At 69.7% G+C, this 26,995-nt stretch carries 24 protein-coding genes; 13 read left to right on the forward strand and 11 right to left on the reverse strand.

Translation table 11 applies throughout. The annotated features are described in order from the left end of the window. Positions 1 to 109 precede the first annotated feature (109 nt). From ACWCRD_RS38510 to ACWCRD_RS38530, 5 genes are all read left to right on the forward strand, one after another. Complete coding sequence (locus tag ACWCRD_RS38510) at positions 110 to 865, forward strand: TIGR03089 family protein (RefSeq protein ID WP_450970338.1); 756 nt, start codon at positions 110 to 112, stop codon at positions 863 to 865. Between the two features lie 194 nt (positions 866 to 1,059). Next, positions 1,060 to 2,304: an LCP family protein gene (locus tag ACWCRD_RS38515; RefSeq protein ID WP_450970339.1), complete on the forward strand. Its 1,245-nt coding sequence runs from the start codon at positions 1,060 to 1,062 to the stop codon at positions 2,302 to 2,304. 241 nt (positions 2,305 to 2,545) lie between these two features. Continuing rightward, positions 2,546 to 4,270, forward strand: coding sequence for an LCP family protein (locus ACWCRD_RS38520; protein WP_450970340.1), 1,725 nt, complete (start codon positions 2,546 to 2,548; stop codon positions 4,268 to 4,270). Between the two features lie 80 nt (positions 4,271 to 4,350). Then, positions 4,351 to 5,979, forward strand: a complete 1,629-nt coding sequence (locus tag ACWCRD_RS38525) for an LCP family protein (RefSeq protein WP_450970341.1) — start codon at positions 4,351 to 4,353, stop codon at positions 5,977 to 5,979. Between the two features lie 207 nt (positions 5,980 to 6,186). Further along, complete coding sequence (locus ACWCRD_RS38530) at positions 6,187 to 7,770, forward strand: LCP family protein (RefSeq protein ID WP_450970342.1); 1,584 nt, start codon at positions 6,187 to 6,189, stop codon at positions 7,768 to 7,770. A gap of 28 nt (positions 7,771 to 7,798) precedes the next feature. Here the strand turns inward: ACWCRD_RS38530 and ACWCRD_RS38535 are convergent, their stop codons facing one another. After that, positions 7,799 to 8,827 carry a glycosyltransferase family 2 protein gene (locus ACWCRD_RS38535; protein ID WP_450970343.1) on the reverse strand — a complete coding sequence of 343 codons (1,029 nt, stop codon included), beginning with the start codon at positions 8,825 to 8,827 and terminating at the stop codon, positions 7,799 to 7,801. A gap of 127 nt (positions 8,828 to 8,954) precedes the next feature. On the opposite strand from ACWCRD_RS38535, the gene ACWCRD_RS38540 reads away from it, so the two are divergent. Both ACWCRD_RS38540 and ACWCRD_RS38545 read left to right on the forward strand, forming a co-directional pair. Further along, a complete protein-coding gene (locus ACWCRD_RS38540; protein ID WP_450970344.1) occupies positions 8,955 to 10,436 on the forward strand; it encodes an LCP family protein in 1,482 nt (493 codons plus the stop codon). Between the two features lie 169 nt (positions 10,437 to 10,605). Beyond that, positions 10,606 to 10,968 carry a four-helix bundle copper-binding protein gene (locus ACWCRD_RS38545; RefSeq protein ID WP_450970345.1) on the forward strand — a complete coding sequence of 121 codons (363 nt, stop codon included), beginning with the start codon at positions 10,606 to 10,608 and terminating at the stop codon, positions 10,966 to 10,968. A 197-nt stretch (positions 10,969 to 11,165) separates the two neighbouring features. On the opposite strand, the gene ACWCRD_RS38550 is transcribed toward ACWCRD_RS38545, so the two are convergent. After that, complete coding sequence (locus ACWCRD_RS38550) at positions 11,166 to 11,795, reverse strand: HAD family hydrolase (protein ID WP_450970346.1); 630 nt, start codon at positions 11,793 to 11,795, stop codon at positions 11,166 to 11,168. Beyond that, positions 11,788 to 13,077, reverse strand: coding sequence for an LCP family protein (locus tag ACWCRD_RS38555; protein WP_450970347.1), 1,290 nt, complete (start codon positions 13,075 to 13,077; stop codon positions 11,788 to 11,790). Before ACWCRD_RS38555 ends, ACWCRD_RS38550 begins: the two co-directional genes overlap by 8 nt. 119 nt (positions 13,078 to 13,196) lie before the next feature. Here ACWCRD_RS38555 and ACWCRD_RS38560 point away from each other — a divergent pair, with 119 nt between their 5' ends. Further along, complete coding sequence (locus ACWCRD_RS38560; RefSeq protein ID WP_450970348.1) at positions 13,197 to 13,763, forward strand: acyl-CoA thioesterase; 567 nt, start codon at positions 13,197 to 13,199, stop codon at positions 13,761 to 13,763. 61 nt (positions 13,764 to 13,824) lie between these two features. Here ACWCRD_RS38560 and ACWCRD_RS38565 read toward each other — a convergent pair whose 3' ends face one another. After that, positions 13,825 to 14,982, reverse strand: coding sequence for an acyl-CoA dehydrogenase (locus ACWCRD_RS38565; protein WP_450970349.1), 1,158 nt, complete (start codon positions 14,980 to 14,982; stop codon positions 13,825 to 13,827). A gap of 188 nt (positions 14,983 to 15,170) precedes the next feature. Between ACWCRD_RS38565 and ACWCRD_RS38570 the strand changes: the two genes are divergently transcribed. Beyond that, the gene (locus tag ACWCRD_RS38570; RefSeq protein ID WP_450970350.1) at positions 15,171 to 16,514 is read left to right on the forward strand and encodes a UDP-glucose dehydrogenase family protein; all 1,344 of its coding nucleotides are present in this window, start codon (positions 15,171 to 15,173) and stop codon (positions 16,512 to 16,514) included. A 245-nt stretch (positions 16,515 to 16,759) separates the two neighbouring features. Here the strand turns inward: ACWCRD_RS38570 and ACWCRD_RS38575 are convergent, their stop codons facing one another. Next, on the reverse strand, positions 16,760 to 17,260 hold the full coding sequence (locus ACWCRD_RS38575) for a CGNR zinc finger domain-containing protein (RefSeq protein ID WP_450970351.1): 501 nt from the start codon (positions 17,258 to 17,260) through the stop codon (positions 16,760 to 16,762). Between the two features lie 82 nt (positions 17,261 to 17,342). Here ACWCRD_RS38575 and ACWCRD_RS38580 point away from each other — a divergent pair, with 82 nt between their 5' ends. Both ACWCRD_RS38580 and ACWCRD_RS38585 read left to right on the forward strand, forming a co-directional pair. Beyond that, positions 17,343 to 17,702: a VOC family protein gene (locus ACWCRD_RS38580; protein ID WP_450970352.1), complete on the forward strand. Its 360-nt coding sequence runs from the start codon at positions 17,343 to 17,345 to the stop codon at positions 17,700 to 17,702. A 14-nt stretch (positions 17,703 to 17,716) separates the two neighbouring features. Beyond that, on the forward strand, positions 17,717 to 18,106 hold the full coding sequence (locus ACWCRD_RS38585) for a VOC family protein (protein ID WP_450970353.1): 390 nt from the start codon (positions 17,717 to 17,719) through the stop codon (positions 18,104 to 18,106). On the opposite strand, the gene ACWCRD_RS38590 is transcribed toward ACWCRD_RS38585, so the two are convergent. The 4 genes from ACWCRD_RS38590 to ACWCRD_RS38605 all read right to left on the reverse strand — a co-directional run bounded on the left by ACWCRD_RS38590 (position 18,093) and on the right by ACWCRD_RS38605 (position 22,246). Then, positions 18,093 to 19,223, reverse strand: coding sequence for a dipeptidase (locus tag ACWCRD_RS38590; RefSeq protein ID WP_450970354.1), 1,131 nt, complete (start codon positions 19,221 to 19,223; stop codon positions 18,093 to 18,095). The two genes, ACWCRD_RS38585 and ACWCRD_RS38590, sit on opposite strands and share 14 nt — an antisense overlap. Before the next feature lie 157 nt (positions 19,224 to 19,380). After that, on the reverse strand, positions 19,381 to 20,565 hold the full coding sequence (locus ACWCRD_RS38595; protein ID WP_450970355.1) for a dipeptidase: 1,185 nt from the start codon (positions 20,563 to 20,565) through the stop codon (positions 19,381 to 19,383). A gap of 5 nt (positions 20,566 to 20,570) precedes the next feature. Next, complete coding sequence (gene purE, locus ACWCRD_RS38600; protein WP_389084577.1) at positions 20,571 to 21,110, reverse strand: 5-(carboxyamino)imidazole ribonucleotide mutase; 540 nt, start codon at positions 21,108 to 21,110, stop codon at positions 20,571 to 20,573. Next, entirely contained in the window at positions 21,107 to 22,246 is a 1,140-nt protein-coding gene (locus ACWCRD_RS38605; RefSeq protein ID WP_450970356.1) for a 5-(carboxyamino)imidazole ribonucleotide synthase, read from the reverse strand. Before ACWCRD_RS38605 ends, purE begins: the two co-directional genes overlap by 4 nt. A 197-nt stretch (positions 22,247 to 22,443) precedes the next feature. Between ACWCRD_RS38605 and ACWCRD_RS38610 the strand changes: the two genes are divergently transcribed. Further along, positions 22,444 to 22,959 (forward strand): GtrA family protein, encoded by a 516-nt coding sequence (locus ACWCRD_RS38610; protein ID WP_450970357.1) that lies wholly within the window; start codon positions 22,444 to 22,446, stop codon positions 22,957 to 22,959. A 153-nt stretch (positions 22,960 to 23,112) separates the two neighbouring features. Here the strand turns inward: ACWCRD_RS38610 and ACWCRD_RS38615 are convergent, their stop codons facing one another. Further along, complete coding sequence (locus tag ACWCRD_RS38615) at positions 23,113 to 24,387, reverse strand: ATP-binding protein (RefSeq protein WP_450970358.1); 1,275 nt, start codon at positions 24,385 to 24,387, stop codon at positions 23,113 to 23,115. A 117-nt stretch (positions 24,388 to 24,504) separates the two neighbouring features. Continuing rightward, positions 24,505 to 25,182, reverse strand: a complete 678-nt coding sequence (locus tag ACWCRD_RS38620; protein ID WP_030941720.1) for a response regulator transcription factor — start codon at positions 25,180 to 25,182, stop codon at positions 24,505 to 24,507. A 301-nt stretch (positions 25,183 to 25,483) separates the two neighbouring features. On the opposite strand from ACWCRD_RS38620, the gene ACWCRD_RS38625 reads away from it, so the two are divergent. Beyond that, a complete protein-coding gene (locus ACWCRD_RS38625; protein WP_450970359.1) occupies positions 25,484 to 26,980 on the forward strand; it encodes an oligopeptide:H+ symporter in 1,497 nt (498 codons plus the stop codon). The last annotated feature ends 15 nt before the right edge of the window (positions 26,981 to 26,995 follow it).

Consider the following 26,995-nt stretch of genomic DNA (forward strand, 5'->3'; position numbering starts at 1 on the left):
TCATACATATCTGTCCATACCGAAATTGACGGATCGTCGGATTTCGTTCCTCCGAACCGGTGGCCCCAGCAGGGGGTGAGCGCGCGGTCGTCCGCGTACCCTTGCGCGGGTGAACGCCACCGACCGCACCCCTGCCGACCTGCTGCGTTCCGCGCTCGCCGCGGACCCCGGACGCCCCCTGGTGACCTTCTACGACGACGCCACGGGCGAACGTGTCGAACTCTCTGTGGCCACCTTCGCCAATTGGGTGGCCAAGACCGCCAATCTCCTCCAGGGCGACCTCTCCGCGGCCCCCGGCGACCGGGTCGCGCTGCTGCTGCCGGCGCACTGGCAGACCGCGGTGTGGCTGCTGGCGTGTGCGTCGGTGGGGGCGGTCGCCGATGTCGGCGGGGATCCGGCGGCGGCCGATGTGGTGGTGAGCGGGCCGGACACGCTCTCCGCCGCCCGGGCCTGCCGTGGGGAGCGGATCGCGCTCGCCCTGCGGCCGCTGGGTGGTCGCTTCCCGCAGGTGCCGGACGGCTTCGCCGATTACGCCGTGGAGGTGCCGGGCCAGGGGGATCGGTTCGTGCCGTTCGCGCCGGTGGATCCCGACGAGGCCGGGCTGATCGTGGCCGGGCGGGAGCTCAGCGGCGCGGAGGTGGTCGAGCGGGCCCGGGCGGAGGCGGCGGGGCTGGGCCTCACCGGGCCGGGGGCGCGGATTCTGTCCGGGTTGCCGTACGACACCTGGGAGGGGCTGAATGCCGGGCTGTACGGACCGCTTGCCACCGGGGGATCCGTGGTGCTGTGCCGGCATCTGGAGCAGCTGGGGGAAGAGGCGCTGGCCTCGCGGGTCGAGAGTGAGCGGGTGAGTGTGGTGCGCCGCTGAGGGGTTGTTTTTTCGGGTGCGGGTCCGTCGTGGCTGGTCGCGCCCACGCGGCGGAGCCGCATATCGACACAGCCCCGCGCCCCTCAAGGCGGTGCAGTCACCCGGATGGATCAGCACCGGACGCTTCCACCCGTCTCTCCACGCCATGCTCGTAAGGACTGCATGTTCCTACGCCATGAGGGGTGGAGCCGCACGTGAAAGGGCTGGTACGGCGGCGTCGGCGGCGGTGGGTGCGGTTCGGGGGTCTTGCGGTTGCCGCCGTGGTCGTGGGGGCCGTCGCCGGCGGGGTGGTGGTGTACGCGAAGCTCGACGGGAACATCAGGGCCGACGATGCGGCCGCCCGGGAGCTCGCCCGGTATGACAAGGAGCGGCCCACCTCGCTCGTCAAGGGGGCGCAGAACATCCTGCTGATCGGGTCGGACACACGGGCCGGGGACGGGAACGCCCGGTACGGGCGGGACTCGGGGACCGAGCGGTCCGACACGACGATCCTGCTGCATCTCTCCGCGGGGCGGCACGCCGCCACCGCGATCTCGCTGCCCCGTGACCTGATGGTGGACATCCCGGCCTGTCTGCGGTCCGACGGGAACCGCTCCGAGCCGATGTTCGCGATGTTCAACTCCGCCTTCGAGACCGGTGGTTCGGCCTGCACCATCCGGACCGTGGAGAAGCTGACGGACATCCGCATCGACCACCACATCGTCCTCGACTTCCACGGATTCAAGCAGATGGTCGACGCGGTCGACGGCGTCCAGGTGTGCCTGAAGAAGCCGATCGACGACAAGGCGGCCAAGCTGAAGCTGCCCGCCGGACGGGTCACGCTCGACGGCGAGCAGGCTCTCGGGTACGTGCGCGCCCGCAAGTCCCTCGGCGACGGCAGCGACACCGACCGGATGGACCGTCAGCAGCGGTTCCTCGGGGCGCTCGTCAACAAGGTCCAGAGCAACGACGTACTGCTGAACCCGGTGAAGCTCTATCCCGTGCTGGATGCCGCCACCTCGTCGCTCACCACCGACCCGGGGCTGGCGAGCCTGCGCGGGCTGTATCAACTCGTGCGCGGGCTGCGCGACATCCCCACAAAAGCGGTGCAATTCCTCACGGTTCCGCGGGAGTCGTACGTCTACGACGCCAATCGCGACCAGCTCGTGGAGCCGGAGGCGGAGAGATTGTTCGAACGGGTGCGCAGGGACGCGCCATTGGCGGTCGCGCCGGAAGTTCCGCGGGATTCCGACTCAAAGAGCCGTAATTCGGCCACGGGTGACATGGGGAACTCGTACGGGTATTCGGGCAGGGATTCGTATGAGCAGTCGCACGACTACGGCGCGTACGGGCACGGCGACGCGAAGTCGGGCGGACAGCGGTACGGCGGGGCTCCGGAGGGCAGTTCGCCCGCGCCGACGTTCCGCGGGAACACCGCCGACGAGGACAGCTGCGGGTAGGGCGAGCATCGACGCGACGAACAGCCGTCCCAAGAAAACCCGAAGAAATGGGTGGATTGCCCAGTTGTAGGGGCGTGGAATTTGTCACCGACGTCGCTCCACGCTCAACTGGCCGGATAGTGTGAGCGATCCGGTGCACCGGTCCGCCAGGTCCTTCCTGGGGTCGCGCACTGTGTGACCGAGACCCGAGCGTCTTTGAGGGGGAAGGCGCCGCGTGGCCCAAACGGAGGATTCGGAAACCGTGGACGCGCAAAGCCGTGGGCGGGCGGAGAACATCGACCCCGCAGACCAGTGGGTGCTCAATCCGAACACCGGCGAATACGAACTGCGACTGGCTCCTTCCGCACCGCAATCGGCGGTTCCCAGGCCGCGCAGGGCCGCCCCCCGGGGCGCGGACGGCGCGGCACGCGGGCGTACGGCGAATCCGCAGGCCCCGGGCCGCGGGGTGCCGCCGCAAAGGCGCCGCCGTGGCGCGCCCGAGGAGCCGCCGCCGGGGCGGCGTGGCCGCCGGCCGGTGCAGAAGAAGTCGAAGGCGAAGAAGGTCCTGCTGTGGACCGGCGGCACCATGGCGTTCGTGCTGGTCGCCACGGCCGGCGCCGGGTACCTCTACATCAAGCACCTCAACGACAACATCACCTCCGTCTCCGACGACGGCGCGAGCACCGGTGGCTTCAGCAAGGGCAAGGCGATCAACATCCTGCTGATCGGCACCGACAAGCGCACCGGCAAGGGCAACGACGAGTACGGCGACAAGGACAGCGTCGGTCACGCCGACACCACGATCCTGCTGCATGTCTCCAAGGACCGCTCGAACGCGACGGCGCTGAGCATCCCGCGTGACCTGATCACCGACATCCCGGACTGCCCGACCACCCAGGCCGACGGCTCCAAGAAGGTCATCGCCGGCACCAGGAACGTCCGCTTCAACACCAGCCTCGGCCAGGACGACCGTACGCCCAGCTGTGTCGCACGCACCGTCACGGAGCTGACCGGCATCAAGCCGGACAACTTCATGGTGGCCGACTTCAACGCGGTCAAGACGCTGACCAGCGCGGTGGGCGGCGTCGACGTCTGCCTCGGCAAGGACATCAACGACCCCAAGTCGCATCTGAACCTGAAGAAGGGCATGCGGCACATCGAGGGCGAGACCGCACTCGCCTTCGTGCGCACCCGGCACGCGGTGGGCTTCGGCGGTGACCTGAGCCGGATCACCCTGCAGCAGCAGTTCCTCAGCGCGCTGATGCGCAAACTGAAGTCGAACGACACGCTCACCGACCCGACGAAGATGATCAGGGTCGCCGAGGCGGGCACCAAGGCGCTGACCGTCGACGCCAACCTCGACAGCATCGGCAAGCTGAAGGACCTGGGTCTGGAGCTGGGCAAGCTCAACCCGAAGAACCTGACGTTCACCACGGTGCCGGTGATCGACAACCCGGCCGAGAAGGTGCACGCGACGGTCGTCCTCAAGCCGGGCGCGGCCCAGCCGGTCTTCGACGCCATCAGGAACGACGTCTCCTTCACCGCGGTGAAGGAGAAGAAGAAGCAGGAGGCGGCCGCGGTGGCCGCCCGCCTCAAGGGCACCAAGTCGGCCGCGTCCGCGGTCCGGGTGAGGGTCCTGAACGGCGGCGCCGAACCCGGCAGTGCGCAGGCGGAGCTCGAGTACCTGCAGAACCAGGCGGGCGTGCTGAAGTCCGAGAACGCCGGCAACGCGGGCGTACAGCTCAGCAGGACGACGCTGGAGTACGGCCCCGACCAGGCCGACCAGGCGCGCCGGCTGGCCGCCATCCTGGGCCTGTCCGGCTCGGCGATGAAGCCGGGCAAGAGCGTGATCAACTCCCAGGGCCTGCCGGCCATCACGCTGACCCTCGGCAAGGACTTCCCGGGCGCCGGGGACTCCTTCACCGCGGCGACCAAGGCGCCGGACGTGGACAAGACCACGGCCGACAAGGTTGAGTGCGCCAAGTAGTGACCTGACAGGCCTGTCGTACGTCTAACAGGGCGTACGACAGGCCTGATGCATGGGCGCAGGGTGGGGAGGACGGGGAGATGGCGCAGAGCAGCGTGCAGGGGGAAGGGACGTTCCGGGGCGTTCCGCACACTCGTGAACCCGAGCGGAACGGCGGTGGGCCGGGCGGCGGGCGGCGGGTCGGACCGGGCAGTCGCGGGCCGCGGCGGGGGCGCCGGGTGCTCAGATGGTCGGCGACCACGCTCTCGGTGCTGATACTCGGCACGGCCGGCGCCGGATACCTGTACTACCAGCACCTCAACGGCAACATCCAGAAGGGCGAGCGCAGCAGCGGCGACGCCAAGGCGCAGAAGACCGCGCCGAACGCGGCGGGGCAGACCCCGCTGAACATCCTGCTGATCGGTTCGGACAGCCGTAACTCCGACGAGAACGTGAGGCTCGGCGGCGCCAGGTACGACCGCGGCACCCCGCCGCTGGGCGATGTGCAGATGCTGATCCACCTCTCCGCGGACCGCAAGAGCGCCGCCATGGTGAGCATTCCTCGTGACACCCGGGTGGAGATCCCCCAGTGCAGGGACCCGCAGACCGGCAAGATGTTTCCGGAGACGAACAAGATCATCAACGAGTCCCTGGCCCGTGGCGGTGCCGGCTGCACGCTGGCCACCTGGGAAAAGCTCACCGGGGTCTACATCGACCACTGGATGACGATCGACTTCTCGGGTGTGGTGCGGATGGCCGACGCCATCGGCGGCGTCGACGTCTGTGTGAAGCAGAACGTGTGGGACCACCCGACGGCCGCCGTGCCCGGGGGATCCGGCCTCAAGCTGACGGCCGGCACCCACAAGGTCGAGGGCACGCAGGCCCTGCAGTGGCTGCGCACCCGGCATGCCTGGGGCAGCGACCTGATGCGGGCCAGGGCCCAGCACATGTACCTCAACTCGATGATCCGCACGCTGAAGAACCAGAACGTCTTCACCGACACCGGGCGGCTGACGGACCTCGCCGAGGCGGCCACGAAGTCCCTCAAGGTCTCCGAGGAGATCGGCACCGTCAAGAAGCTCTACGACCTGGGCATGCAGCTCAAGTCGGTGCCGACGGACCGCATCACCTCGGTGACGATGCCGAACGTCACGGACCCGCAGAACTCCGAACACGTCATACCTGACGGCGCGGGCGCCGCAAAGCTCTGGGAGATGCTCCGCGACGACATCCCCCTCGACAACAAGGGCAAGGCCTCGGACGCGAAGAAGACGACCGTCAAGGAAGAGGCCACGAAGGCCCCTTCGGCGCCGGACGGCCAGATCGGTGTCGTGGTGCAGAACGCCACCGGGACCTCTGCCCTCGGCCCGGTCGTAGGACGCGCGGGCACGGTCGCCCACGAGTTGGTGCAGCAGGGGTTCAGCAAGGCGTCCAGGGACGCGACGGCGGGGCTCTCCGCGGACCGGACCGTCGTGCGCTATCCGAGCGCGGAACTGGAGGGTGACGCCCAGCGCATCGCCAAGTCGCTGGGTATTCCGCTGAGTTCGGTGCAGAGGTCGACGGACGTCTCCGGGGTCACGGTCGTCGTCGGCGCCGACTGGCGCACCGGCACGGCGTATCCGAAGCAGTCGAAGCCCAAGGCAGGCGACCTGCCCGGCAACGCGGACGCCATCAACGGCTCGGACAAGGGCCAGTGCATGGACGTGTACGGACCGTACCGCTGGGCCTGATCTTCACCGATCCGCACAGCGAACTCCCAAGTGCCTGCACAATGATGAGGCGCGCTCACGTCCGAGGGACTTCAGGGGGCGGCGCGCCCTCTCATTCGCCTGATCCGGGGGGACGGGCAGCGGAGAGGTTCGGCATGTCCAGGGGTGGGAGGCAGGGAGTTGGCGCGGAGCAGTGTGCGCGGAAAGGTTTCCGCGGTCGAGGACACGATGTCCCTGACACCGCGGGACCGGGACGCGACGACCGAGCACGGGCGGCACGGCGGAGGCAGACGCAGAAAGGGCCCGGGCGGCGACGGGAAGCGCCGCAGACGGCGCGTCCTGCGCTGGGCGGCGATCGTCCTGGCGGTGGTGATACTCGGCACGGCGGGGGCCGGTTATCTCTACTACCAGCACCTGAACGGCAACATCAGGAAGGACCCCCTGAACATCGGGGACGCCAAGGACAGGGCGGCGGCGTCCCAGGCGAACGCGGCCGGCCAGACGCCGCTGAACATTCTGCTGATCGGGTCGGACGGGCGGAACAACAAAGAGGACCAGAAGCTCGGCGGCGCCAAGGACACCTTCAACACCGCGCCGCGCGCGGACGTCCAGATGCTGCTGCACCTCTCGGCGGACCGCACCAACATGTCAGTGGTCAGCATGCCGCGCGACACCCGCTTGGACATGCCCAAGTGCACGGACCCGGACAGCGGCAAGGTGTACCGGGCCACGACGTTCACCATGACCAACGACTCGCTGGGCCGCGGCGGCCCCGGCTGCACGGTGGCGACCTGGGAGAAGCTCACCGACATCCACATCGACCACTTCATGATGATCGACTTCGCGGGTGTGGTGTCCATGGCCGATGCGATCGGCGGTGTGCCGGTCTGCGTGGACGCCAACATCCGCTCCAAGGACCGTCAGGGCCACGGCTCGGGCCTGAAGCTGAAGGAGGGCACCACCGACATCAAGGGCGTCCAGGCCCTGCAGTGGCTGCGCACCCGGTACGGCTTCGAGGACAACACCGACATAGCCCGGGCCAAGGCCCAGCACCAGTACATGAACGCGATGGTCCGTCAGTTGCGCGAGAACGCCACGCTGAGCAACCCGGGCAAGCTGCAGTCTCTCGCCGAGACGGCCACCAAGGCTCTGACGGTGGACGAAGGGCTCGGCACGGTGGCGAAGCTGTACGACCTGAGCAAGGAGCTCAAGAAGGTCCCCACCAAGCGCATCACCATGACCACGATGCCGTGGCAGTACGTCTCCGCCACCGACACCCGGGTCGTGCCGAAGCCGGGTGACGCGGCGAAGCTGTTCCGGCTCGTCCGCGAGGACATCGCGCTGGACGGCAAGGGCAAGAAGAAGTCCGCCGGCACGAAGGCGTCCTCGGACCCGGCCGCGGCGGACGACAAGATCGCCGTACAGGTGCAGAACGGCACCCGGTCCAGTACGCAGCCCGCGGCCACCGGACGGGCGCGTACGATCGCCCAGCTGCTGGTCGGCAAGGGGTTCACCGAGGCGGTGGCGGACACCACGACGGTCCTCAGCGAGGAGAAGACGGTGATCCGCTATCCGAGCGCGGACCTGGAGGGCGACGCCCAGCGCATCGCCAAGTCACTGGGGATTCCGCTCGGTGCGGTGCAGAAGTCGGCCGACGTCTCGGGGGTCAGGCTGGTCGTCGGCGCCGACTGGCGCTCCGGTACGACGTACACGGCCCCGAAGGACGACGACAAGACGCCCTCGTCCGCGCAGGTCATCAACGGCTCGGACAAGAAGCAGTGCATGCACGTGAACCCGGACTACACCTGGTAGCCCGGGTTCAACAGGCGGCCCCGGGTGCTCAGTTGGAGACGAGCACCGCGGGGCGGCGGGAGGCGATGACCTTCTTCGCGAGCGCCTTGGGGCTGGTCAGGAAGCCCCAGCCCCACGACATGTGCATGGTGGCGAGAGCGACCGGGATCTGCAGCCGCGCCTTCAGCGGCAGCCCCTTGCCCGCCGGGACGGACCCGAGGGTTATCGCCGCGAGATAGCCGCCGGGGATCACGAAACCCCAGGGCGTCAGGACCGCGCCGACCACGAGACCGGCCGCGATCGCGAGGACCGCCGTCGGCGGCGCGAGGTAGCGCAGGTTGATGGAGCCCTCGTGGTAGCGGGCGACGACATGCCGCCAGCGGCCGTAGTCCTTGTACTGCTTGGCGAGGGCCCTGACCGACGGCCGCGGCCGGTACGACACCTTCAGCTCCGGCGAGAACCAGATCAGCCCGCCCGCCTCCCGGATCCGGAAGTTCAGCTCCCAGTCCTGGGCGCGGATGAACTCCTCGTTGTACCCGCCCTGCTGCTCCAGCGCCTCGCGCCGGAACACCCCGAGGTAGACGGTCTCGGCCGCCTGGGCCTCGCCACCGGTGTGGAAGGCTGCGTTGCCGACGCCGATCTTCGAGGTCATGGCGGCGGCGACCGCGTGCTCCCAGTCGTTCTCGCCCTCGGCATGCATGATGCCGCCGACGTTCTGCGCGCCGGTCTCCTCCAGGAGCCGTACGGCCGTCGCGATGTAGTTCGGCGAGAGCATGCCGTGCCCGTCGACGCGGACGACGATCGGGTGCCGGGAGGCCTTGATCGCGGCGTTGAGGGCGGCGGGCGTACGCCCCGCCGGGTTGGGGACGGTGTGGACGCGCGGGTCGGCGGCCACGAGCTCGGCGGCGATCTCGTCCGTGCGGTCCTTGGACGGACCGAGGGCGAGGACCACCTCCATCTCGCCGGCGTACTCCTGCGCAAGGATCGCTTGGACGGCTCCGCGCAGATGCCGCTCCTCGTCGAGGACAGGCATGATCACAGAAACGGCGGGGAGCGGCGCGTCGGGGTTGGCGTTCATCGCCCGTTACGTTACCGCGAACGGGGGACACCTTTGCGCCCCGCCGGGGCGGTGGCCCGGTCCACAGATCGTATCGGCCTACGGTGCTCACGGTCCCACGTACGGCCGTCGCCCGGAGGTGTCCGCCTTGCCCACGCAGCCTCGGTCCGCCGCGCCCGCCCCTCCGCAGCGCCGGCCCCAGCCCGCGCGCACGCCACCGCCGCGCGGGCCGCGGCCGCCCGTGCCACGGAGGAAGCCGCGCTGGGTGATGCGGGCGGCGACGACCCTCTCCGTGGTCGTGCTCGCCTCCGCCGGGATCGGGCATGCCGTGGTGACCAGCCTGGATGCGGGCATCGCCCGCGTCGATCCGTTCAAGGACATGAAGAACCGCCCCAAGGCCGGTCACGGCATGAACGTCCTGCTGGTCGGCACCGACGGCCGCGACCGGATCAGCGAGGCGGAACGGCACCGCTACCACCTGGGCGGCGAGCCCTGCCACTGCACCGACACCATGATGATCGTGCACATCTCCGCGGACCGGGAGCGGGCGACCGTGGTGAGCCTGCCGCGCGACTCGTACGCCATGACGCCCGCGCACACCGACCAGAAGACCGGCAAACGGATTCCCGGCCACCCCATCAAGATCAACGCGGCGTACGCGGAGGGCGGCCCGAACCTCACCGTCCAGACCGTCGAGGACATGACCCATGTGAAGATCGACCACTATCTGGAGGTCGACTTCACGAGCTTCATGAAGACGGTGGACGTGCTCGGCGGAGTCTCCGTCTGCACCGCCTTCCCCCTGAAGGACACATACACCGGACTCGACCTGCCCGCCGGGACGCATGTCCTCAACGGCGGACAGGCCCTGCAGTTCGTGCGCGCCAGGCATGTCGACGCGGACTCCGACCTCGGCCGGATGAAGCGCCAGCAGCGGTTCCTGGCGGCCCTCATCGAACGGGCCACCTCCTCCGGGATCCTGCTGAACCCGATGAAGTTCCGGGACGTGACACGGGCCGTGCTGGGATCGGTGCGTGCGGACAAGGGTTTCGGCACGGACGAGCTGCTCGACCTCGGGCGGGCGATGCGCAACTTCTCCCCCTCGTCCTCCGAGTTCACGACCGTGCCCATCGGGCAGATGGGCTACGTCGTGCCGGGCATCGGCGAGACGCTGAAATGGGACACCGCCAAGGCCGACCGTCTCTTCCAGTCGCTGCGCGACGACAAGCCGCTGGCCGCGCGCCCGTCCCGCCCGCAGCCGGTGCCGGTCGAGGTGGACCCGCAGCAGATCCACGTCCAGGTCGAGAACGGCACGGCCACGGAGGGACTCGGCAAGCGGGTGGACGCCGCCCTGGCGGCGACGGGCTTTCGCACGACCCGGGTGCCGGCGGACGCGGACGACCACGCCCAGAAGCGGACCGTCATCGTCTACGACCCCGGGTGGGACCGCTCCGCGAAGGCGCTGGCCACCGCGCTGCCCGGCAGCGAACTGCGGGAGGTGCCGGGACTCGGGCCGACCTTGAAGGTGATCGCGGGGGCCGACTTCAAGCAGGTGCGGCGGGTGCGGGCGGAGGCCGCGGACCAGGGGGAGCCCGGGGTGATGACGGGGGGCCAGGAGATGTGCTCGTAACCCGAACGGACCTGTGTCGCGACCCCTGACGGAATGTCGCGGGTCGTGCACTGTGCGGCATAAGTTGCGGATTGTTGGCGTCCGCCCGATGGCGCGCGGCGCCCGGCGGGCGTAGGAACAGAAGGGCACGGGGCCCACCCCCGGGCCCCTCTGCCTCTCAGGAGGAGCCATGACCCAGCCCGGAACCATGACCGCCATGAGCAAGGAGATGCAGGACTGCGTCCAGGCGTGCATGTCCTGCCACACCGTCTGCGAGGAGACCATGAGCTCCTGCATGCAGATGGGCGGGCAGGCCCAGATGCAGATCATGCGTGCGCTCATGGACTGCTCCGAGACGACCCGCATGTGCGCGGACATGATGATGCGCCGCTCGCCGATGTCGGCCGAGATGTGCGCGATGTGCGCCAAGGCGTGCGACATGTGCGCCGAGGCGTGTATGTCCATGCCGGACGACCCGCAGATGATGCGGTGCGCGGAGGCGTGTCGTCGCTGTGCCGAGATGTGTCGTGCGATGTCGGGCGCCACGATGTGACGACTGTCTGAGCGTGGCTCAAGGGCACCCGCGGTGTGGGTGCCCTTGATCAAGTGCGGGCGGGATGTGCGCGGCGCCGGGCGTCGGTGCAGGCCGGGGCGGTGCGCGGCCCGGCGGTGCGGGGTGCCGCCTTTCTTTGGGTCGGGAGCCGCCCTGAGCGGCACGTATGCCCGCAGGCTAGGGGGGCTCCGGGCCTGTCATGTGAACAGGGGCTCCAGCGCACGCTCCAGGTCCTGCGCCGTTCGGAAGTGGACCGGCTGCATCCCGAGCGCCGTTGCAGCCTCGGTGTTTTCTTCTGTGTCGTCGATGAACAGGCAGCGTTCGGGGCGCACGCCCGCCAGGTCGGCTGCCAGGCGGTAGATGCGGGGGTCCGGCTTGGCGAGGCCTACGCGGGCGCTGTTGACGACCTCGTCCGCCAGGTCGGCGAGGCCGAGCGCGGTGAGGTCGTCCTCGAGGCGGACGGTGGCGTTGCTGACGAGGACGAGCGGCACCCGGGTACGTGCCCGCCGCAGCAGCGAGACCACCTTCTCGTCGGCCGAGAAGGGCGACTCCAGCAGGGCGGTGCCCAGGTCCCAGGCCGTGGCTTCCGGGACCAGCCCGGCAAGGCCCTCGGCGATCGCCTGCACCCACTCCTGCAGGTCGACCCGGCCCAGCAGCACCGGCAGATCGGTTCCCGGCGCGAAGGCGACCTTCGCGGTCGTGCCCTCGGCGAGCCCGGCGGCCCGCTCCAGGGCGTGCAGCCCGGAGGGGTCGTAGGACCGGATCACGTTGTCCACGTCGCAGAGCACCGCGTCGAACGGTGCTCTGCCAGGCAGCCGCTCAGTCACCCGAGACCGTGACCTTCTGGTCGTTGTTCAGCTCGTCCACCAGCGTCTTGACCTTCGCCTTGTCCCAGAGGAGGTTGCCGCCGGTGGAGCCGGAGATCGGCATGTTCATCGACGTGCCGTCACCGCCGCTGACGCCCTTCATCGCCCAGAACATGGACGCCAGGTCCCACAGGCTCATGTCCTTGTCGACGGTGAGCGAGTCCAGACCCGCGCCCATCGTCGGGTACAGCTTGAAGGGGTTCATGACGGTCGACGGGGTGGCCACCTGGTGGGCCAGCGCGGAGAGGAACTTCTGCTGGTTCTTGGTGCGCTGCAGATCGGAGGTGGCGAACGCGTGCCGGGTACGGACGAAGGCGAGGGCCTGCTCGCCGTTCAGCGTCTGCTCGCCGGCCTTGAAGTCGGCGCCCGAGTACTTGTCCTTGAAGCCCTTGTCGATGTTGATGGTGACACCGCCGACCGCGTCCACGATGTTGGCGAAGCCGGCGAAGCCGATCTCCACGTAGTGGTCGATGTGCAGGCCCATGTTGGCCTCGACCGTGCGGACCAGCAGGGTCGGCCCGTCCTCCGCGTAGGTCGCGTTCAGCTTGGTCTGCCGGCCGGTGGCCGGGTAGGTCTTGCCGGAGGTCGACCCCTTGTAGGAGGGGATCGTCACGTTCGAGTCGCGAGGCAGCGATATCAGCGTGTCGCCGCTGCTGCCGACGTGCAGGATCATCATCGAGTCGGTCCGCTTGCCCTCCGCAGAACCTGTGTGCAGCTTCTGCTTCTGCGCGGAGGACAGCCCGGCCCGGCTGTCGGAGCCGACGATCAGGTAGTTCGTGCCGTCGCCCGGGGCCGGCCGGTCGATGACCGTGGACAGGTCGACGTCTCGGTGCAGCTTGCCGTCGGCCCAGAAGTACGTGGCGACCGACGTCACGGCCAGTACCGTGACCAGGGTTATGGCGGTCCACTTGATACGGCGCCGCCAGTTCGGCCGCGGCCGGTACTCGCCCTGGTCACCCGAGCCGCCCGGCCCTCCGCCGCCGGGCGAGCCGTAGACCTGGCCGGTGTTGTAGCCGCTGTCGTAGCCGTCGCTCGCGTTGTCGCCGCCGTACCCCTGGCCGTTGACGTACGAGGGCTGCTGGGGCACTCCGCCGCCGTACGGCGGGGCAGAGCCCCCGTAGCCGCCCGAGGCAGGCCGGCGGACCTGCCGCATCGCGCGGGCACCCTCGGGGTGCGCGCTCGCGCTGCCGCGTCCGTACCGGTTGCGGTTGTCGTCGGACCATGCCTCGGGCCAATCGTTCATGGGGCCCAGTGTGCCGGGAGCAGCCATGCCCTTCACAAGGGTCGTAGGAAAATCAGGGCACGCCTGTTGCGAAGCCAACACAAAGTCCGCGGATGTGACCTCGGCATAAGGTGGAGGCCATGACAGACCAGGCCCCCGCCACGGAATCGGACACCTCGGATATACCGGAGGTCCCTGGCAAGCCCACCTCGGCGTCCCGGACCACGCTCAGTCACATCATGACGCACAACGACACGAATCTGCTGGGCACGGTGCACGGCGGCGTGATCATGAAGCTGGTGGACGACGCGGCGGGCGCGGTGGCCGGCCGGCACAGCGGCGGTCCTGCCGTCACGGCGTCGATGGACGAGATGGCGTTCCTGGAGCCGGTCCGCGTCGGTGACCTGGTCCATGTGAAGGCTCAGGTCAACTGGACCGGCCGGACCTCGATGGAGGTCGGGGTCCGGGTCCTGGCCGAGCGCTGGAACGAGTCGACCCCGCCCACCCAGGTCGGCTCCGCCTATCTGGTCTTCGCCGCGGTGGACGCCGACGGCAAGCCCCGCCGGGTGCCGCCGGTGCTGCCGGAGACGGAGAAGGACCGGCGCCGCTACCAGGAGGCCCAGATCCGCCGCACCCATCGGCTGGCGCGGCGGCGGGCGATCGTGGAGCTGCGCGAGAGGCGGGCGGCGGAGGGGCTCGACGACTGAGCCGGAACGCAGCACAGCCCCCGGCAGGACGCCGGGGGCTGTGCCATGTGCGCCGGGGGTGCTACGGCAGGTTCCGCGCCATCACGATCCGCTGGACCTGGTTGGTGCCCTCGTAGATCTGGGTGATCTTCGCGTCGCGCATCATGCGCTCCACGGGGTAGTCGCGGGTGTAGCCGTACCCGCCGAGCAGCTGTACCGCGTCCGTGGTGACCTCCATGGCCACGTCCGACGCGAAGCACTTGGCGGCGGCGCCCTGGAAGGTCAGGTCCTTGTCGCCGCGCTCGGAGGCGGCCGCGGCCTGGTAGGTGAGGGCGCGGGCGGCGGAGACCTTCATGGCCATGTCGGCCAGCATGAACTGGATGCCCTGGAAGTCGGCGATCGGCTTGCCGAACTGCTTGCGCTCCTGGACATAGCCCTTGGCGTAGTCGAGGGCGCCCTGCGCGACACCCAGCGCCTGCGCGGCGATCGTGATGCGGGTGTGGTCGAGGGTCTTCATCGCCGTGGCGAAGCCGGTGCCCTCCTCGCCGATCATGCGGTCGGCGGGGATGCGGACGTTGTCGAGGTAGACCTCGCGGGTCGGGGAGCCCTTGATGCCGAGCTTCTTCTCCGGGGCGCCGAAGGAGACGCCCTCGTCCGACTTCTCGACGACGAAGGCCGATATGCCCTTCGAGCGCTTCGAGGGGTCCGTCACGGCCATCACCGTGTAGTACTCGGAGACGCCCGCGTTGGTGATCCAGCGCTTCACGCCGTTGAGCACCCAGTGGTCGCCGTCGCGGACCGCCTTCGTCTTCATGCCGGCCGCGTCGGAACCCGCGTCCGGCTCGGAGAGGCAGTACGAGAACATCGCGTCGCCCTTGGCGAGCGGGCCCATGTACTTCTTCTTCAGCTCCTCGGAGCCGGAGAGGATCACCGGGAGCGAGCCCAGCTTGTTCACGGCCGGGATCAGGGACGAGGAGACGCAGACACGCGCGACCTCCTCGATCACGATGACCGTGGCCAGCGCGTCGGCGCCCGCGCCGCCGTACTCCTCGGGGACGTGCACCGCGTGCAGGTCGTTCGCGACCAGGGCCTCCAGTGCCTCCTGTGGGAAGCGGGCGTCCTCGTCCACGACGGAGGCGTACGGCGCGATCTTCGCCTCGGCCAGTGAGCGGATCGCGTCGCGGAGCATGTCGTGCTCCTCGGACGGGCGGTACAGGTCGAAGTCAGCCGATCCGGCCAAGGTTTCTCACGCTCCAAGGACGCTTCTGACGCACTGTGGTGATGGCGCTAATTACCGTTAAGTAACTCAAATTTTAGGGGGCCGCCCACGGGAGGGATACGTGACCTTGGCGACAGCGGGAAAACTGCCCGGGGAACGGCCCGACTATGCTCGGCTCGGCACCAACCACGTCCCTCTCTGGAGCACCCATGGCCCTCAGGATCACCGTGATCGGCACCGGCTATCTCGGCGCGACACACGCCGCCGCGATGGCGGAGCTGGGCTTCGAGGTGCTCGCCCTGGATGTCGTACCGGAGAAGATCGAGAAGCTGGCGCGGGGCGAGGCCCCGATGTTCGAGCCGGGCCTCGACGAGTTGCTGCGCAAGCACGTCGCCGGGATCGAGGGGTCGACCGGGCGGCTGCGCGTCACCATGGACTGGGCCGAGGTGGGGGCCTTCGGCGACGTCCACTTCCTGTGCATCAACACCCCGCAGAAGCACGGCGAGTACGCCTGCGACATGTCGTACGTCGACTCCGCCTTCGCCTCGCTGGCCCCGCATCTGACCGGGCCCGCCCTGGTCGTCGGCAAGTCGACCGTGCCGGTGGGGTCCGCCGACCGGCTGGCCCGCTTCCTGGTCGAGAACTCCCCGGCCGGCGAGGACGCCGAGCTGGCCTGGAACCCCGAGTTCCTGCGTGAGGGCTTCGCCGTGGACGACACCCTGCACCCCGACCGGATCGTGGTCGGTGTCCGGAGCGAGCGGGCGGAGAAGCTGCTGCGCGAGGTGTACGCGAAGCCGGTGTCCGAGGGGACGCCGTTCGTCGTCACCGACTTCCCGACCGCCGAGCTGGTGAAGACCTCCGCGAACTCCTTCCTCGCCACCAAGATCTCCTTCATCAACGCGATGGCGGAGATGTGCGAGGCCTCCGGCGGCGACGTCACCAAGCTCGCCGAGGCGATCGGGTACGACGACCGGATCGGCAAGAAGTTCCTGCGGGCGGGGATCGGGTTCGGCGGCGGCTGTCTGCCCAAGGACATCCGGGCCTTCATGGCGCGCGCCGGTGAGCTCGGCGCCGACCAGGCGCTGACCTTCCTGCGCGAGATCGACTCGATCAACATGCGGCAGCGAGGGCAGATGGTGGAGCTGGCCCGGCAGGCCCTCGGCGGCGGGCCCTTCCTGGGCAAGCGGGTCGCGGTGCTCGGTGCCACCTTCAAGCCCGACTCGGACGACGTACGCGACTCCCCCGCCCTGAACGTCGCCGGTCAGATCCACCTCCAGGGCGGCCAGGTCACCGTGTACGACCCGAAGGGCATGGACAACGCCCGCAAGGTCTTCCCGACGCTCGGCTACGCCGACACGGCGCTGGAGGCGGTGCGGGGCGCCGACGTGGTGCTGCATCTGACCGAGTGGCGGGAGTTCCGCGAGCTGGACCCGGCGCAGCTGGGCGAGGTCACGGCGGCCAAGGTGATCCTGGACGGGCGCAACGCCCTCGACCCGGAGCTGTGGCGCAAGGCGGGCTGGACGTACCGGGCGATGGGGCGCCCTACAGCGTGAGAGAGCCGTTGGGGCGCGCCGGTGTCGGGAGGCCATGGGGGCACCTCCCGCTCGAGCGAAGCCGAGAGTGGGGGAGCGCCGAGGCCCGAAGGGCTGAGCACGATCGGCCTCCCGACACCGGCATGAAGCGCCCCGGAGGCGAACGAACAACTAAAGGGGGACGACGCCGGTTCGGCCGAGGCTCAGTCGGCCGAACCGGCGTCTTGTTGCATTCTGCACCACCGGCCGCCGACACGGCCCGTGAACTACTTCGCCCGGTACCGGCGCATTTTCGCGCGCGCCCCGCACACCTGCATGGAGCACCAGCGGCCACGGCCGGCCGGGCTGCGGTCGTAGTACGCCCAGTGGCAGGTGACCGACTCGCAGGCCTTCAGGCGCACCCAGGTACCGGCGACGAGTGATTCGGCTACGGCGGCGGCGACGCGGGAGACCAGGGTGCCCGCGTCGGCGGGTGCCAGCGCCGCCGAGCCGTCCGCGGTGTCGACGGTCAGGCGCAGGGGCGCCGAGGCCAGCAGCTCGCCCAGGGGCGTCACCGGGGCGTGCGGCGGATGACCGGCGTGGGCGAGCAGCACGGCGCGCAGTGACTCGCGCAGCTCACGCGCAGCCGCCACCTCTGCCTCCGGGAGACCGAACCGCGCCCGGCCGTCCGCCGTGTCCAGCGCGTCGGCGCCGGACTCGATGTCCAGCGTGTTCACCAGGGACTCGACGAGCACCAGGCTCCCCGGCGCGGCCGATCTCTCACTCATGCTTGCGACGTTACCTCCAATGAGGCAGCATGCAGTAACCGTTACTGCATGACCGCATCTACAGGTAACGCAGGAGGAAGTCATGGCTCTCGCCGAACTGGGCGCCGTCGTCCTGGACTGTCCCGACCCGAGCGCGCTGGCCGGGTTCTACGCCGAGGTGCTGGGCGGCACCGTCAAGGCGGAGGACGGCTGGGCGGACCTCACCACCCCCGACGGCCGGGCGCTGGCCTTCCAGGCCTCCCCCGGCTTCGTCGCCCCCGAGTGGCCCGCGCCCGACCACTCGCAGCAGTTCCACCTGGACCTGACCGTCGAGGACCTGGACGCCGCCGAGGCGGGTGTGCTGGCGCTCGGCGCCAAGCCGCTGGACGCCGACGACCGCTCGCGCACCTGGCGGGTTTACGCGGATCCGGCCGGGCACCCGTTCTGTCTCTGCGCCTGCTGAACCGGGAGGACACCATGCCAGTGGCCCGCTTCCGCTCCGTCGTCCTCGACTGCCCCGACCCGCTCGCACTCGCCCGCTTCTACGCGGGTGTCGTGGGCGGTACGCCCGAGGAGGAGGACCCCGACTGGGCCGTACTGCACGTCCCCGGCGGGCCCCGGCTCGCCTTCCAGCGGGCGGAGGGCCTCGTCCCGCCCGAGTGGCCGCGTGCGGACCGCAACTCGCAGCAGTTCCACCTCGACTTCGACGCCGGGTCCACCTGGGAGGAGATCGACGCGGCGCACGAGAAGGTGCTGGCGCTGGGGGCGCGGCCGCTGGACCTGGAGGACCGGGAGAAGAAGGACTTCCAGGTGTACGCCGACCCGGCCGGGCATCCGTTCTGCCTGTGCCGGATCAGCGAACCGTAGACCGGCCGTCGGCCTGCGCGAGCGTCGCCGTCGAGGGCTCCCGGCGCTCCTGGAGCGCGCGGGCCGTGAAGTCGGCCGCGCGCAGCACGCGCTGCACGTTTCCCCAGGTCAGCAGGGCGACGTCGGTCTCGGACCAGCCACGGTCCAGAAGTTCGGCGATGAGGCGCGGGTAGCAGGAGGTGTCGCCCAGGTGCTCGGGGTGGGCGGTGCCGGCGTCGTAGGTGCCGGACAGGCCGACGCAGTCCGGGCCCGCCACCTCGCGCACATGGTCGAGGTGGTCGGCGACGTCCTGGACGGACGGGCCCGTCTGGTCCGGTGTCAGCGGCACCATGCACAGGCCCTTGGCGGCCCCCAGCCGGGTGAGCAGGTCGTCGGTGAGGTTGGCCGGGTGGGGGCGCAGGGTGGCTGAGGCGGAGCGGGTGAACAGGACCGGCGCCCTGGAGACCGCCAGGGTGCGGCGGACGGTGTCGGAGGAGGCACCGGAGAGGTCGGCGAGCACCCCGAGCCGGTTCATCTCCCGCAGGACCTCCTCGCCGAACCGGGTGAGCCCGTCCTCGCTCGCCCAGGACACCCCGGACAGGGTGAGGATGCGCAGGCCGAGGGTGTGCAGGGCGCGCAGGATGCCGAGGGAGTCGCCGAGCGCGGCGGCTTCGGCGGGGCCGAGCAGCACGGCGATACGGCCGCAGTTGTGGGCGTCGGTGGCCTGCCCGGCGGTGTGGACGAGGCGCAGCCCCTCGGGGTGGGCGCGCGCCACGATTTTCACGAGGTCCAGCTGCTCCAGGGTCGCCGCGACGATCCGGTCGCCGTCGATGCCCTCCGGCAGGTGCAGCGACCCGAACAGCATGCCGACGTGCCCCTCGTGCAGCCGCGGCACATCCGTCTCGACATCGCTCTCGCCGAGCTCCAGGTCGTACCAGGACAGATGCCTGAGGGCCCAGGGGAGCCCGTTGTAACCGTCGGCGACGGGATGGACGGCGAGGATGGCATGGGCGCGCTCCACGGGGTCGGCGCCCGGATCGGAGACGGGCTGGTAGGACCCGGTCTGGAAGGGGTCCGGCAGGCCGATGCCGTCAAGCTCCCCGATGGTCTGCAGTTCGTCGTCCTGGAGGTCTGCCATGGCGCGGGCTCCGTACGTCGTGAATCGTCCCCAAGGGGTACGGTCACCGTCGCACGGGGGCGCGGGGCGCTTCCTGATGAGTGGGGCGTTCGGGGGTACGGGACCCGGCTCAGCGCTCCCGAGCCGCCTCGACGACCTCGTGGGGCGTGGCGGACGGTCAGCCGTCCAGGGACTCGATCGTCGCGTTGGACGGCGGGCGGGTCGCCTGGAGCTCGCGGGACACGTCCTCCGCCGCGGCCAGTACCCGTACCGAGTTCTGCCAGGTCAGCTTGGCCAGGTCGGGCTTGGACCAGCCTCGGTCGAGGAGTTCGGCGATCAGGTTCGGGTAGCCCGAGACGTCGTTCAGTCCGTCCGGGGTGAAGGCCGTGCCGTCGTAGTCGCCGCCGATGCCGAGGTGGTCGATGCCGGCGACCTCGCGCATGTGGTCCAAGTGGTCGGCGACCGTGGAGACCGTGGCGACCGGGCGCGGGTTGCGCTCCTCGAAGGCGCGGTGCACCTTCATCGCCTCGGGGGTCGTGTCGAGGTGGTGGAAGCCGTGGGAACGCAGGTTCTCGTCCGCGGCGGCCGTCCAGTCCACGGCCGCCTGGAGCACGAACTTCGGCACGAACGTCACCATCGCCACGCCGCCGTTCCCGGGCAGCCGCTCCAGCACGTCGTCGGGGATGTTGCGCGGGTGGTCGCAGACGGCCCGGGAGGAGGAGTGGGAGAAGATCACCGGCGCGGACGTGGCGTCCAGTGCGTCCCGCATCGTCGTCGCCGCGACGTGGGAGAGGTCGACGAGCATGCCGAGGCGGTTCATCTCCCGGACCACCTCACGGCCGAAGGACGAAAGACCGCCGACGTTGGGCTCGTCGGTCGCCGAGTCCGCCCACGGGTTGTTGTCGTTGTGGGTGAGCGTCATGTAGCGCACGCCCAGCCCGTACAGGCCGCGCAGCGTGCCGAGCGAGCAGGCGATGGAGTGCCCGCCCTCCGCACCCATGAGGGAGGCGATACGGCCGTCCTTGCGCGCCGCCTCCATGTCGGCGGCCGTCAGCGCGGGCGCCAGGTCCGCCGGGTAGCGCGCCAGCAACTGCCGTACGCAGTCGATCTGTTCGAGCGTCGCGGGCACCGCGTCCGGCAGATCGGAGCGGACGTACACCGACCAGTACTGCGCACCGACGCCACCCTCGCGCAGCCGCGGGATGTCGGTGTGCAGATGGGCGTTCTGGTGTACGGCGATGTCGCGGGCGTCCAGGTCGTAGCGGACCTGCTTGCGCAGCGCCCAGGGCAGGTCGTTGTGGCCGTCGACGACCGGGAACTCGCCGAGGAGTTCCCGGGCCGCCTCCAGCGAGGCGGAGGTCATCGCCGTCACTTCCCGGATCCGAAGCCGAAGCCGCCCGACCCCTCGACCTTGGCGCGCAGGCGCTTGCCCTTCTCGGTGGCCTGGTCGTTCAGTTCCTGCTGGAACTCCCGCATGCGGCCGAGGAGTTCCTCGTCCTGCGTGGCCAGGATGCGGGCCGCGAGCAGGCCCGCGTTGCGGGCGCCGGCGACGGACACCGTCGCGACGGGCACGCCGGCCGGCATCTGCACGATCGACAGGAGGGAGTCCATGCCGTCCAGGTACTTCAGCGGCACCGGGACGCCGATGACCGGCAGCGGGGTGACGGAGGCGAGCATCCCGGGCAGGTGGGCGGCGCCCCCGGCGCCCGCGATGATCACCTTGAGCCCCCGCTCGGCGGCCTGCTCGCCGTACGCGATCATCTCGCGCGGCATGCGGTGCGCGGAGACGACGTCGACCTCGTAGCCGATCTCGAACTCGTCGAGGGCCTGGGCGGCGGCCTCCATGACGGGCCAGTCGGAGTCGGAACCCATGACGATGCCCACGAGGGGGCCGGCGGCTGTACTCATTCGGTGATGGTGCCTCTCAGGTAACCGGCTGCGTGACGTGCGCGCTCGAGGACGTCGTCCAGGTCGTCGCCGTAGGTGTTGACGTGGCCCACCTTGCGGCCGGGCTTCACGTCCTTGCCGTACATGTGGATCTTCAGCTGGGGGTCGCGGGCCATGCAGTGCAGATACGCGGAGTACATGTCCGGGTAGTCGCCGCCCAGCACGTTGACCATCACGGTCCACTTGGCGCGCGGGCGCGGGTCGCCGAGCGGGAGGTCGAGGACCGCGCGCACATGGTTGGCGAACTGCGAGGTCACGGCCCCGTCCTGGGTCCAGTGACCGGAGTTGTGCGGGCGCATCGCGAGCTCGTTGACGAGGATGCGGCCGTCGCGGGTCTGGAACAGCTCGACGGCGAGATGGCCGACGACGTCCAGTTCCTTGGCGATGCGCAGCGCCATCTCCTCCGCCCGGAGGGCGAGGCTCTCGTCGAGGTCGGGGGCGGGCGCGATCACGGTGTCGCACACGCCGTTCACCTGCTGGGACTCGACCACCGGGTACGCGACCGCCTGGCCGTGCGGGGAGCGCACGACGTTCGCCGCCAGCTCCCGTACGTAGTCGACCTTCTCCTCGGCGAGGACCGGGACGCCCGCGCGGAACGGGTCCTCGGCCTCGGTCACGTCGTCGACGACCCACACGCCCTTGCCGTCGTAGCCGCCGCGGACGGTCTTGAGGACGACGGGGAAGCCGTCGCCCTCCGCCGCGAAGGCGGCCACGTCCGCCGGGTCGGTCACGATCCGGTGCCGCGGGCAGGGCACGCCGATCGCATCGAGCCGCGCCCGCATCACGCCCTTGTCCTGGGCGTGCACGAGCGCGTCGGGGCCCGGGCGCACGGGGATGCCGTCCGCCTCCAGTGCCCTGAGGTGCTCGGTGGGTACGTGTTCGTGATCGAAAGTGATCACATCGCAGCCCTTCGCGAACTCACGCAGTGTGTCGAGGTCGCGATAGTCGCCGATGACGACATCGCCGACGACCTGCGCCGCGGAGTCCTGAGGGGTGTCGCTGAGGAGCTTGAACCTGATGCCGAGCGGAATGCCTGCCTCGTGTGTCATACGAGCGAGCTGGCCTCCGCCGACCATGCCGACTACCGGGAACGTCACGCCCCTAGGGTATCGGCCACAGCACGCCGGCCGGTTTCCGGCCGTTGCCCGGGTCCTCTTACTCCCGCCTTTCCCGGCTTTTCCGGTCCTCTTCCCCACCTCTATCCCGTCTGTGAACGCAACGACAGGCGTTTGAGATGGGGGGTGGTTAGCATGGCTGGGTTGACGAAACCGACCGAATGGGGGCCTGCACGGCCATGGGACATGGTTCCGCCGGGCTGCGAAGGCTCGCACACGAGGTAGCGAAGTTCGGTGCGGTGGGTGCCCTGGGCACCGTCGTGAACTTCGGAGTCTCCAATCTGCTGTGGCACCTCACGAGCCTGCAGGCCGTACGCGCCAACGTGATCGCCACCGTGGTCGCGATCGGCGTCAACTACCTGGGGTTCCGCTACTTCACCTACCGTGACCGCGACAAGAGCGCCCGGACCAAGGAGCTCTCGCTCTTCCTGGCCTTCAGCGCGGTCGGCCTGGTGATCGAGAACGGCATCCTGTACGCGGCCATCTACGGCTTCGGCTGGGACAGCTCGCTGCAGCGCAACATCTTCAAGGTCGTCGGCATCGGACTCGGCACGCTGTTCCGGTTCTGGTCGTACCGCTCGTGGGTGTTCAAGGCCCTGCCGGCCCACGAGACCGTCGCCGACGCCGAATCGATCCTGGAAGAGGCCGAAGCGGCCGAGGCCCGCCGCCCCAAGCCCAAGGCACGCGTCAGCTGATCGCTCCACGGGCCGTGCAGGTGGGGTCTGCCGCGGGGCCCGCGAGTCGGCTACGCCCGCGCCGCTTCACCGGACTTCGCCGAGGCGCCGAGAGCCTGCCCGAAGCAGTCCGGGCCACGTGAGGCCGGCCGCGCCCCACCGGGGGTTCCGGTCTCACCGGACCATCGGCTCCTCGTCCTCCGCCGGCGGCCGCTTCAGCGGCGTACGCGAGAGGAACAGGCCGAACACCGGCGGCTGGGTCTGCAGCATCTCCAGGCGGCCGCCGTCCGCCTCCGCCAGGTCCCGCGCCACCGCCAGCCCGATGCCCGTGGAGTTCCGTCCGCTGATCGTGCGCTCGAAGATCCGCGCACCGAGGTCGGCGGGCACGCCCGGTCCCTCGTCGGTGACCTCCACGACCGCCTGGTTGCCGGTCACGCGGGTCCGCAGCGCCACCGTGCCCCCGCCGTGCATCAGCGAGTTCTCGATCAGCGCTGCCAGCACCTGGGCGACCGCGCCCGGTGTGCCGACCGCCTGCAGATGCCGTTTGCCGGAGCTCACGATCGCCCGCCCGGCCTGGCGGTAGGCGGGCCGCCACTCGGCGAGCTGCTGCTGGATGACCTCGTCGAGGTCGAAGGAGACGGCGTTGCCGGTGCGGGGGTCGCGGGAGTTGGTCAGCAGCCGCTCCACCACGTCCGTCAGCCGCTCGACCTGGGTGAGGGCGACATTGGCCTCCTCCTTCACCGTGTCCGGGTCGTCGGTGAGGGTGATCTCCTCCAGCCGCATCGACAGCGCGGTCAGCGGTGTGCGCAGCTGGTGGGAGGCGTCGGCGGCCAGACGCCGCTCGGCGGTGAGCATGCGGCCGATGCGCTCGGCGGAGGAGTCCAGGACGTCCGCCACCCGGTCCAGCTCGGGAACGCCGTACCGCTTGTGGCGGGGCCGCGGGTCGCCGGAGCCGAGTCGCTCGGCCGTCTCCGCGAGGTCGGTGAGCGGGGAGGCGAGCCGGTTGGCCTGCCGGATCGCCAGCAGTACGGCGGCCACCACGGCGAGCAGCGCGACCAGCCCGATGATCAGCAGCGTGCGGCCGACCTCCCGGCTCACGGTCGAACGCGGCTCCTCGACGACGACCCGCTCGCCCTCCTCGCCGGTGGCCCGGCCGCGGATGACCTCGCCGTCGGGCTTGGTGCCGACCGCGATGGGCGACTGCCCCGGGACCTCGATCACGGCGTACCGCTCACCCGTGACCTGTCCCTTCAGCACCTCCGCGCTGACGGTCCCGGCCCCGATGAGCCGGCTGTCCACGATGCTGGCCAGCCGCTGAGCCTCGGAGCTCACCCGCTCCTGGGCACTGTTGCTGATGGTCCGCGTCTCGACGATGACGAGGGACACGCCGAAGACGGCGATGACCACGAGCACGACGGCAAGCGTGGACTGGATGAGACGACGACGCACGAGGCCCTCCGGGCAGTGGCTTTACGACGACCAGTGTGCCTCGGGGGCCCTGCCGACTCCGAGCGGCTCCTGCCGGCTCTTCTCGAACCGGCTCTTCTCGAACCAGCTCTTCTCGAACTAGCTCTTCTCGAACCGGAAACCCACACCGCGCACGGTGGCGATGTACCGCGGGTTCGCCGCATCGTCGCCCAACTTCTTGCGCAGCCAGGAGATGTGCATGTCGAGGGTCTTCGTGGACGACCACCAGGTGGTGTCCCACACCTCGCGCATCAGCTGGTCCCGGGTGACGACCCGGCCCGCGTCCCGCACCAGCACCCGCAGCAGGTCGAACTCCTTGGCGGTGAGCTGGAGTTCCTCGTCCCCCATCCACGCCCGGTGCGACTCGACGTCGATCCGCACGCCGTGCGTGGCGGGCGGCTGCGCCGGCTCGGCCGCACCGCGCCGCAGCAGGGCCCGGACACGGGCGAGCAGTTCGGCGAGGCGGAACGGCTTGGTGACGTAGTCGTCGGCGCCCGCGTCGAGGCCGACGACGGTGTCCACCTCGTCGGCTCGCGCGGTCAGGATGAGGATCGGCACGGTGTGGCCTTCGGCGCGCAGCCGGCGGGCGACCTCTAGGCCGTCCATGCCGGGCAGTCCGAGGTCCAGCACGACCAGGTCGATGCCGCCGGCGTTTCCGGCGTCGAGCGCGGTGGGTCCGTCCTCGCGCACCTCGACCTCGTAACCTTCCCGGCGCAGGGCGCGGGCCAGCGGTTCCGAGATGGACGCGTCGTCCTCGGCGAGCAGTACACGGGTCATGAGGTGATGGTAGTCCGCTCTTGACAGGTGCTGTGGTGTGATCGGCACCCGTGATTCTTACCTTCGGACGCTCCGAAGCGAACCTGTGCCTGTGCGGTGCCATCGTCGAAGAGACCTTGGAAAAGGTGTGTATGGTTCCACCTCCGCCTGTGATCCCGGTCTCAAGTCCTTCCATATCCGGCACTGTCCTGCCGTATGGTGAAACAACGCCTGTAGCACTGCGGGGACCTTTGGCAACCACTTGACGCCGAAGGTCTCTTTTGTGTGCGGTAAACCCCCACCAGCACAGCAAGGAACGACCATGGCGTCCAGCCTGACGAAGGACTCGGTCCGCCCGGACACCCCCGGCTCCGAGAAGACCTTCTTCGGCCACCCTCGCGGACTGGCCACTCTCTTCATGACCGAGATGTGGGAGCGGTTCTCCTACTACGGCATGAAGGCTCTGCTCCCGCTGTACCTGGTCGCTCCGGGCGGCCTGCACCTGAGTGCGGCCACTGCGACCGCGATCTACTCGGTGTACCTGTCGCTCGTGTACCTGCTCGCCCTCCCCGGCGGCTGGTTCGCGGACCGGGTCCTCGGGCCCCGCAAGACGGTGGCCGTGGCCGGCGCGATCATCATGCTCGGCCACCTCACCCTGGCCCTGCCGAACTCGGGCACCTTCTACGGAGGCCTCGGCCTCGTGGCCATCGGTTCAGGTCTGCTGAAGGCCAACATCTCCACGATGGTCGGTCACCTCTACGACGGTCCGGAGGACCCGCGCCGCGACGGTGGCTTCACGCTCTTCTACATCGGCATCAACCTCGGCGCCTTCGCCGCGCCGCTGGTCATCGGCACCGTCGGCGAGAACGTCAACTGGCATCTGGGCTTCGCGCTGGCCGCCCTCGGCATGGCGCTGGGTCTGGCCCAGTTCCTGCTCGGTACCCGCCACCTGGACTCGCGCTCGGACATCGTCCCGACGCCGTTGTCCGACGCCGAGAAGAAGGCCACGCTGACGAAGGCCGCCCTGTGGGCGGGAGTCGCGGCCTTCTTCTACGTGATCGTCGGCGTATCCGGCGTCTACACGCTGAACTGGCTGCTGGTCCCGATCACCGTGGCGGGTCTGCTCATCCCGGTCGTCGTGATCGCCCGCATCAAGCGGGACAAGGAGCTGGACCGCGCCGAGCAGTCCAAGATGAGCGCCTACATCTGGTTCTTCGTGGCCGCCGCCGTGTTCTGGATGATCTACGACCAGGGTGGCTCGACGGTCTCCCTGTTCGCCGAGGCCTCCGCCAAGAACACCGTGTTCGGCTGGGAGTTCCCGGTCTCCTGGTACCAGTCCGTCAACCCGGTCATGATCATGGCGTTCGCGCCGGTCTTCGCCTGGGCGTGGCTGGCGCTGGCACGGCGCGGCAAGGAGCCGAGCACCGCGGTGAAGTTCGCGATGGGCCTGGTCCTGATCGGTGCGTCCTTCTTCCTGTTCCTGGCTCCGCTGGCGATCGCCGACGGTGGTCACAAGGCCGCCGCGATGTGGCTGGTCGGCATCTACTTCGTGCAGACCGTCGGCGAGCTGATGCTCTCCCCTGTCGGCCTGTCGGTCACCACGAAGATGGCGCCCGCGAAGTACGCCTCCCAGATGATGGGCGTCTGGTTCCTGGCCGTCACCGCCGGTGACGCCACGACCGGCCTGCTCTCCATCGCCGGCGTCGACCTCAACAAGACGGGCATCGTGATGCTGCAGGCCGTGCTTGCGGTGATCGCCGGTGCGGCGGTGTGGATGTACCGCCGGAGCGTGAAGTCGCTGATGGGCGACGTTCACTGAGTCCGAACCGTTGAA

The sequence above is a fragment of the Streptomyces sp. NPDC002092 genome (assembly GCF_053593775.1).

Excerpts from the sequence above, each read along its gene's own strand:
- ACWCRD_RS38525 (WP_450970341.1), top strand. The coding sequence starts at position 4,351 with ATGGCGCAGAGCAGCGTGCAGGGGGAAGGGACGTTCCGGGGCGTTCCG.
- ACWCRD_RS38530 (WP_450970342.1), top strand. The coding sequence starts at position 6,187 with ATGTCCCTGACACCGCGGGACCGGGACGCGACGACCGAGCACGGGCGG.
- ACWCRD_RS38535 (WP_450970343.1), bottom strand. The coding sequence starts at position 8,827 with ATGAACGCCAACCCCGACGCGCCGCTCCCCGCCGTTTCTGTGATCATG.
- ACWCRD_RS38545 (WP_450970345.1), top strand. The coding sequence starts at position 10,606 with ATGACCCAGCCCGGAACCATGACCGCCATGAGCAAGGAGATGCAGGAC.
- ACWCRD_RS38555 (WP_450970347.1), bottom strand. The coding sequence starts at position 13,077 with ATGAACGATTGGCCCGAGGCATGGTCCGACGACAACCGCAACCGGTAC.
- ACWCRD_RS38560 (WP_450970348.1), top strand. The coding sequence starts at position 13,197 with ATGACAGACCAGGCCCCCGCCACGGAATCGGACACCTCGGATATACCG.
- ACWCRD_RS38570 (WP_450970350.1), top strand. The coding sequence starts at position 15,171 with ATGGCCCTCAGGATCACCGTGATCGGCACCGGCTATCTCGGCGCGACA.
- ACWCRD_RS38575 (WP_450970351.1), bottom strand. The coding sequence starts at position 17,260 with ATGAGTGAGAGATCGGCCGCGCCGGGGAGCCTGGTGCTCGTCGAGTCC.
- ACWCRD_RS38580 (WP_450970352.1), top strand. The coding sequence starts at position 17,343 with ATGGCTCTCGCCGAACTGGGCGCCGTCGTCCTGGACTGTCCCGACCCG.
- ACWCRD_RS38585 (WP_450970353.1), top strand. The coding sequence starts at position 17,717 with ATGCCAGTGGCCCGCTTCCGCTCCGTCGTCCTCGACTGCCCCGACCCG.
- ACWCRD_RS38590 (WP_450970354.1), bottom strand. The coding sequence starts at position 19,223 with ATGGCAGACCTCCAGGACGACGAACTGCAGACCATCGGGGAGCTTGAC.
- ACWCRD_RS38595 (WP_450970355.1), bottom strand. The coding sequence starts at position 20,565 with ATGACCTCCGCCTCGCTGGAGGCGGCCCGGGAACTCCTCGGCGAGTTC.
- purE (WP_389084577.1), bottom strand. The coding sequence starts at position 21,110 with ATGAGTACAGCCGCCGGCCCCCTCGTGGGCATCGTCATGGGTTCCGAC.
- ACWCRD_RS38610 (WP_450970357.1), top strand. The coding sequence starts at position 22,444 with ATGGGACATGGTTCCGCCGGGCTGCGAAGGCTCGCACACGAGGTAGCG.
- ACWCRD_RS38620 (WP_030941720.1), bottom strand. The coding sequence starts at position 25,182 with ATGACCCGTGTACTGCTCGCCGAGGACGACGCGTCCATCTCGGAACCG.
- ACWCRD_RS38625 (WP_450970359.1), top strand. The coding sequence starts at position 25,484 with ATGGCGTCCAGCCTGACGAAGGACTCGGTCCGCCCGGACACCCCCGGC.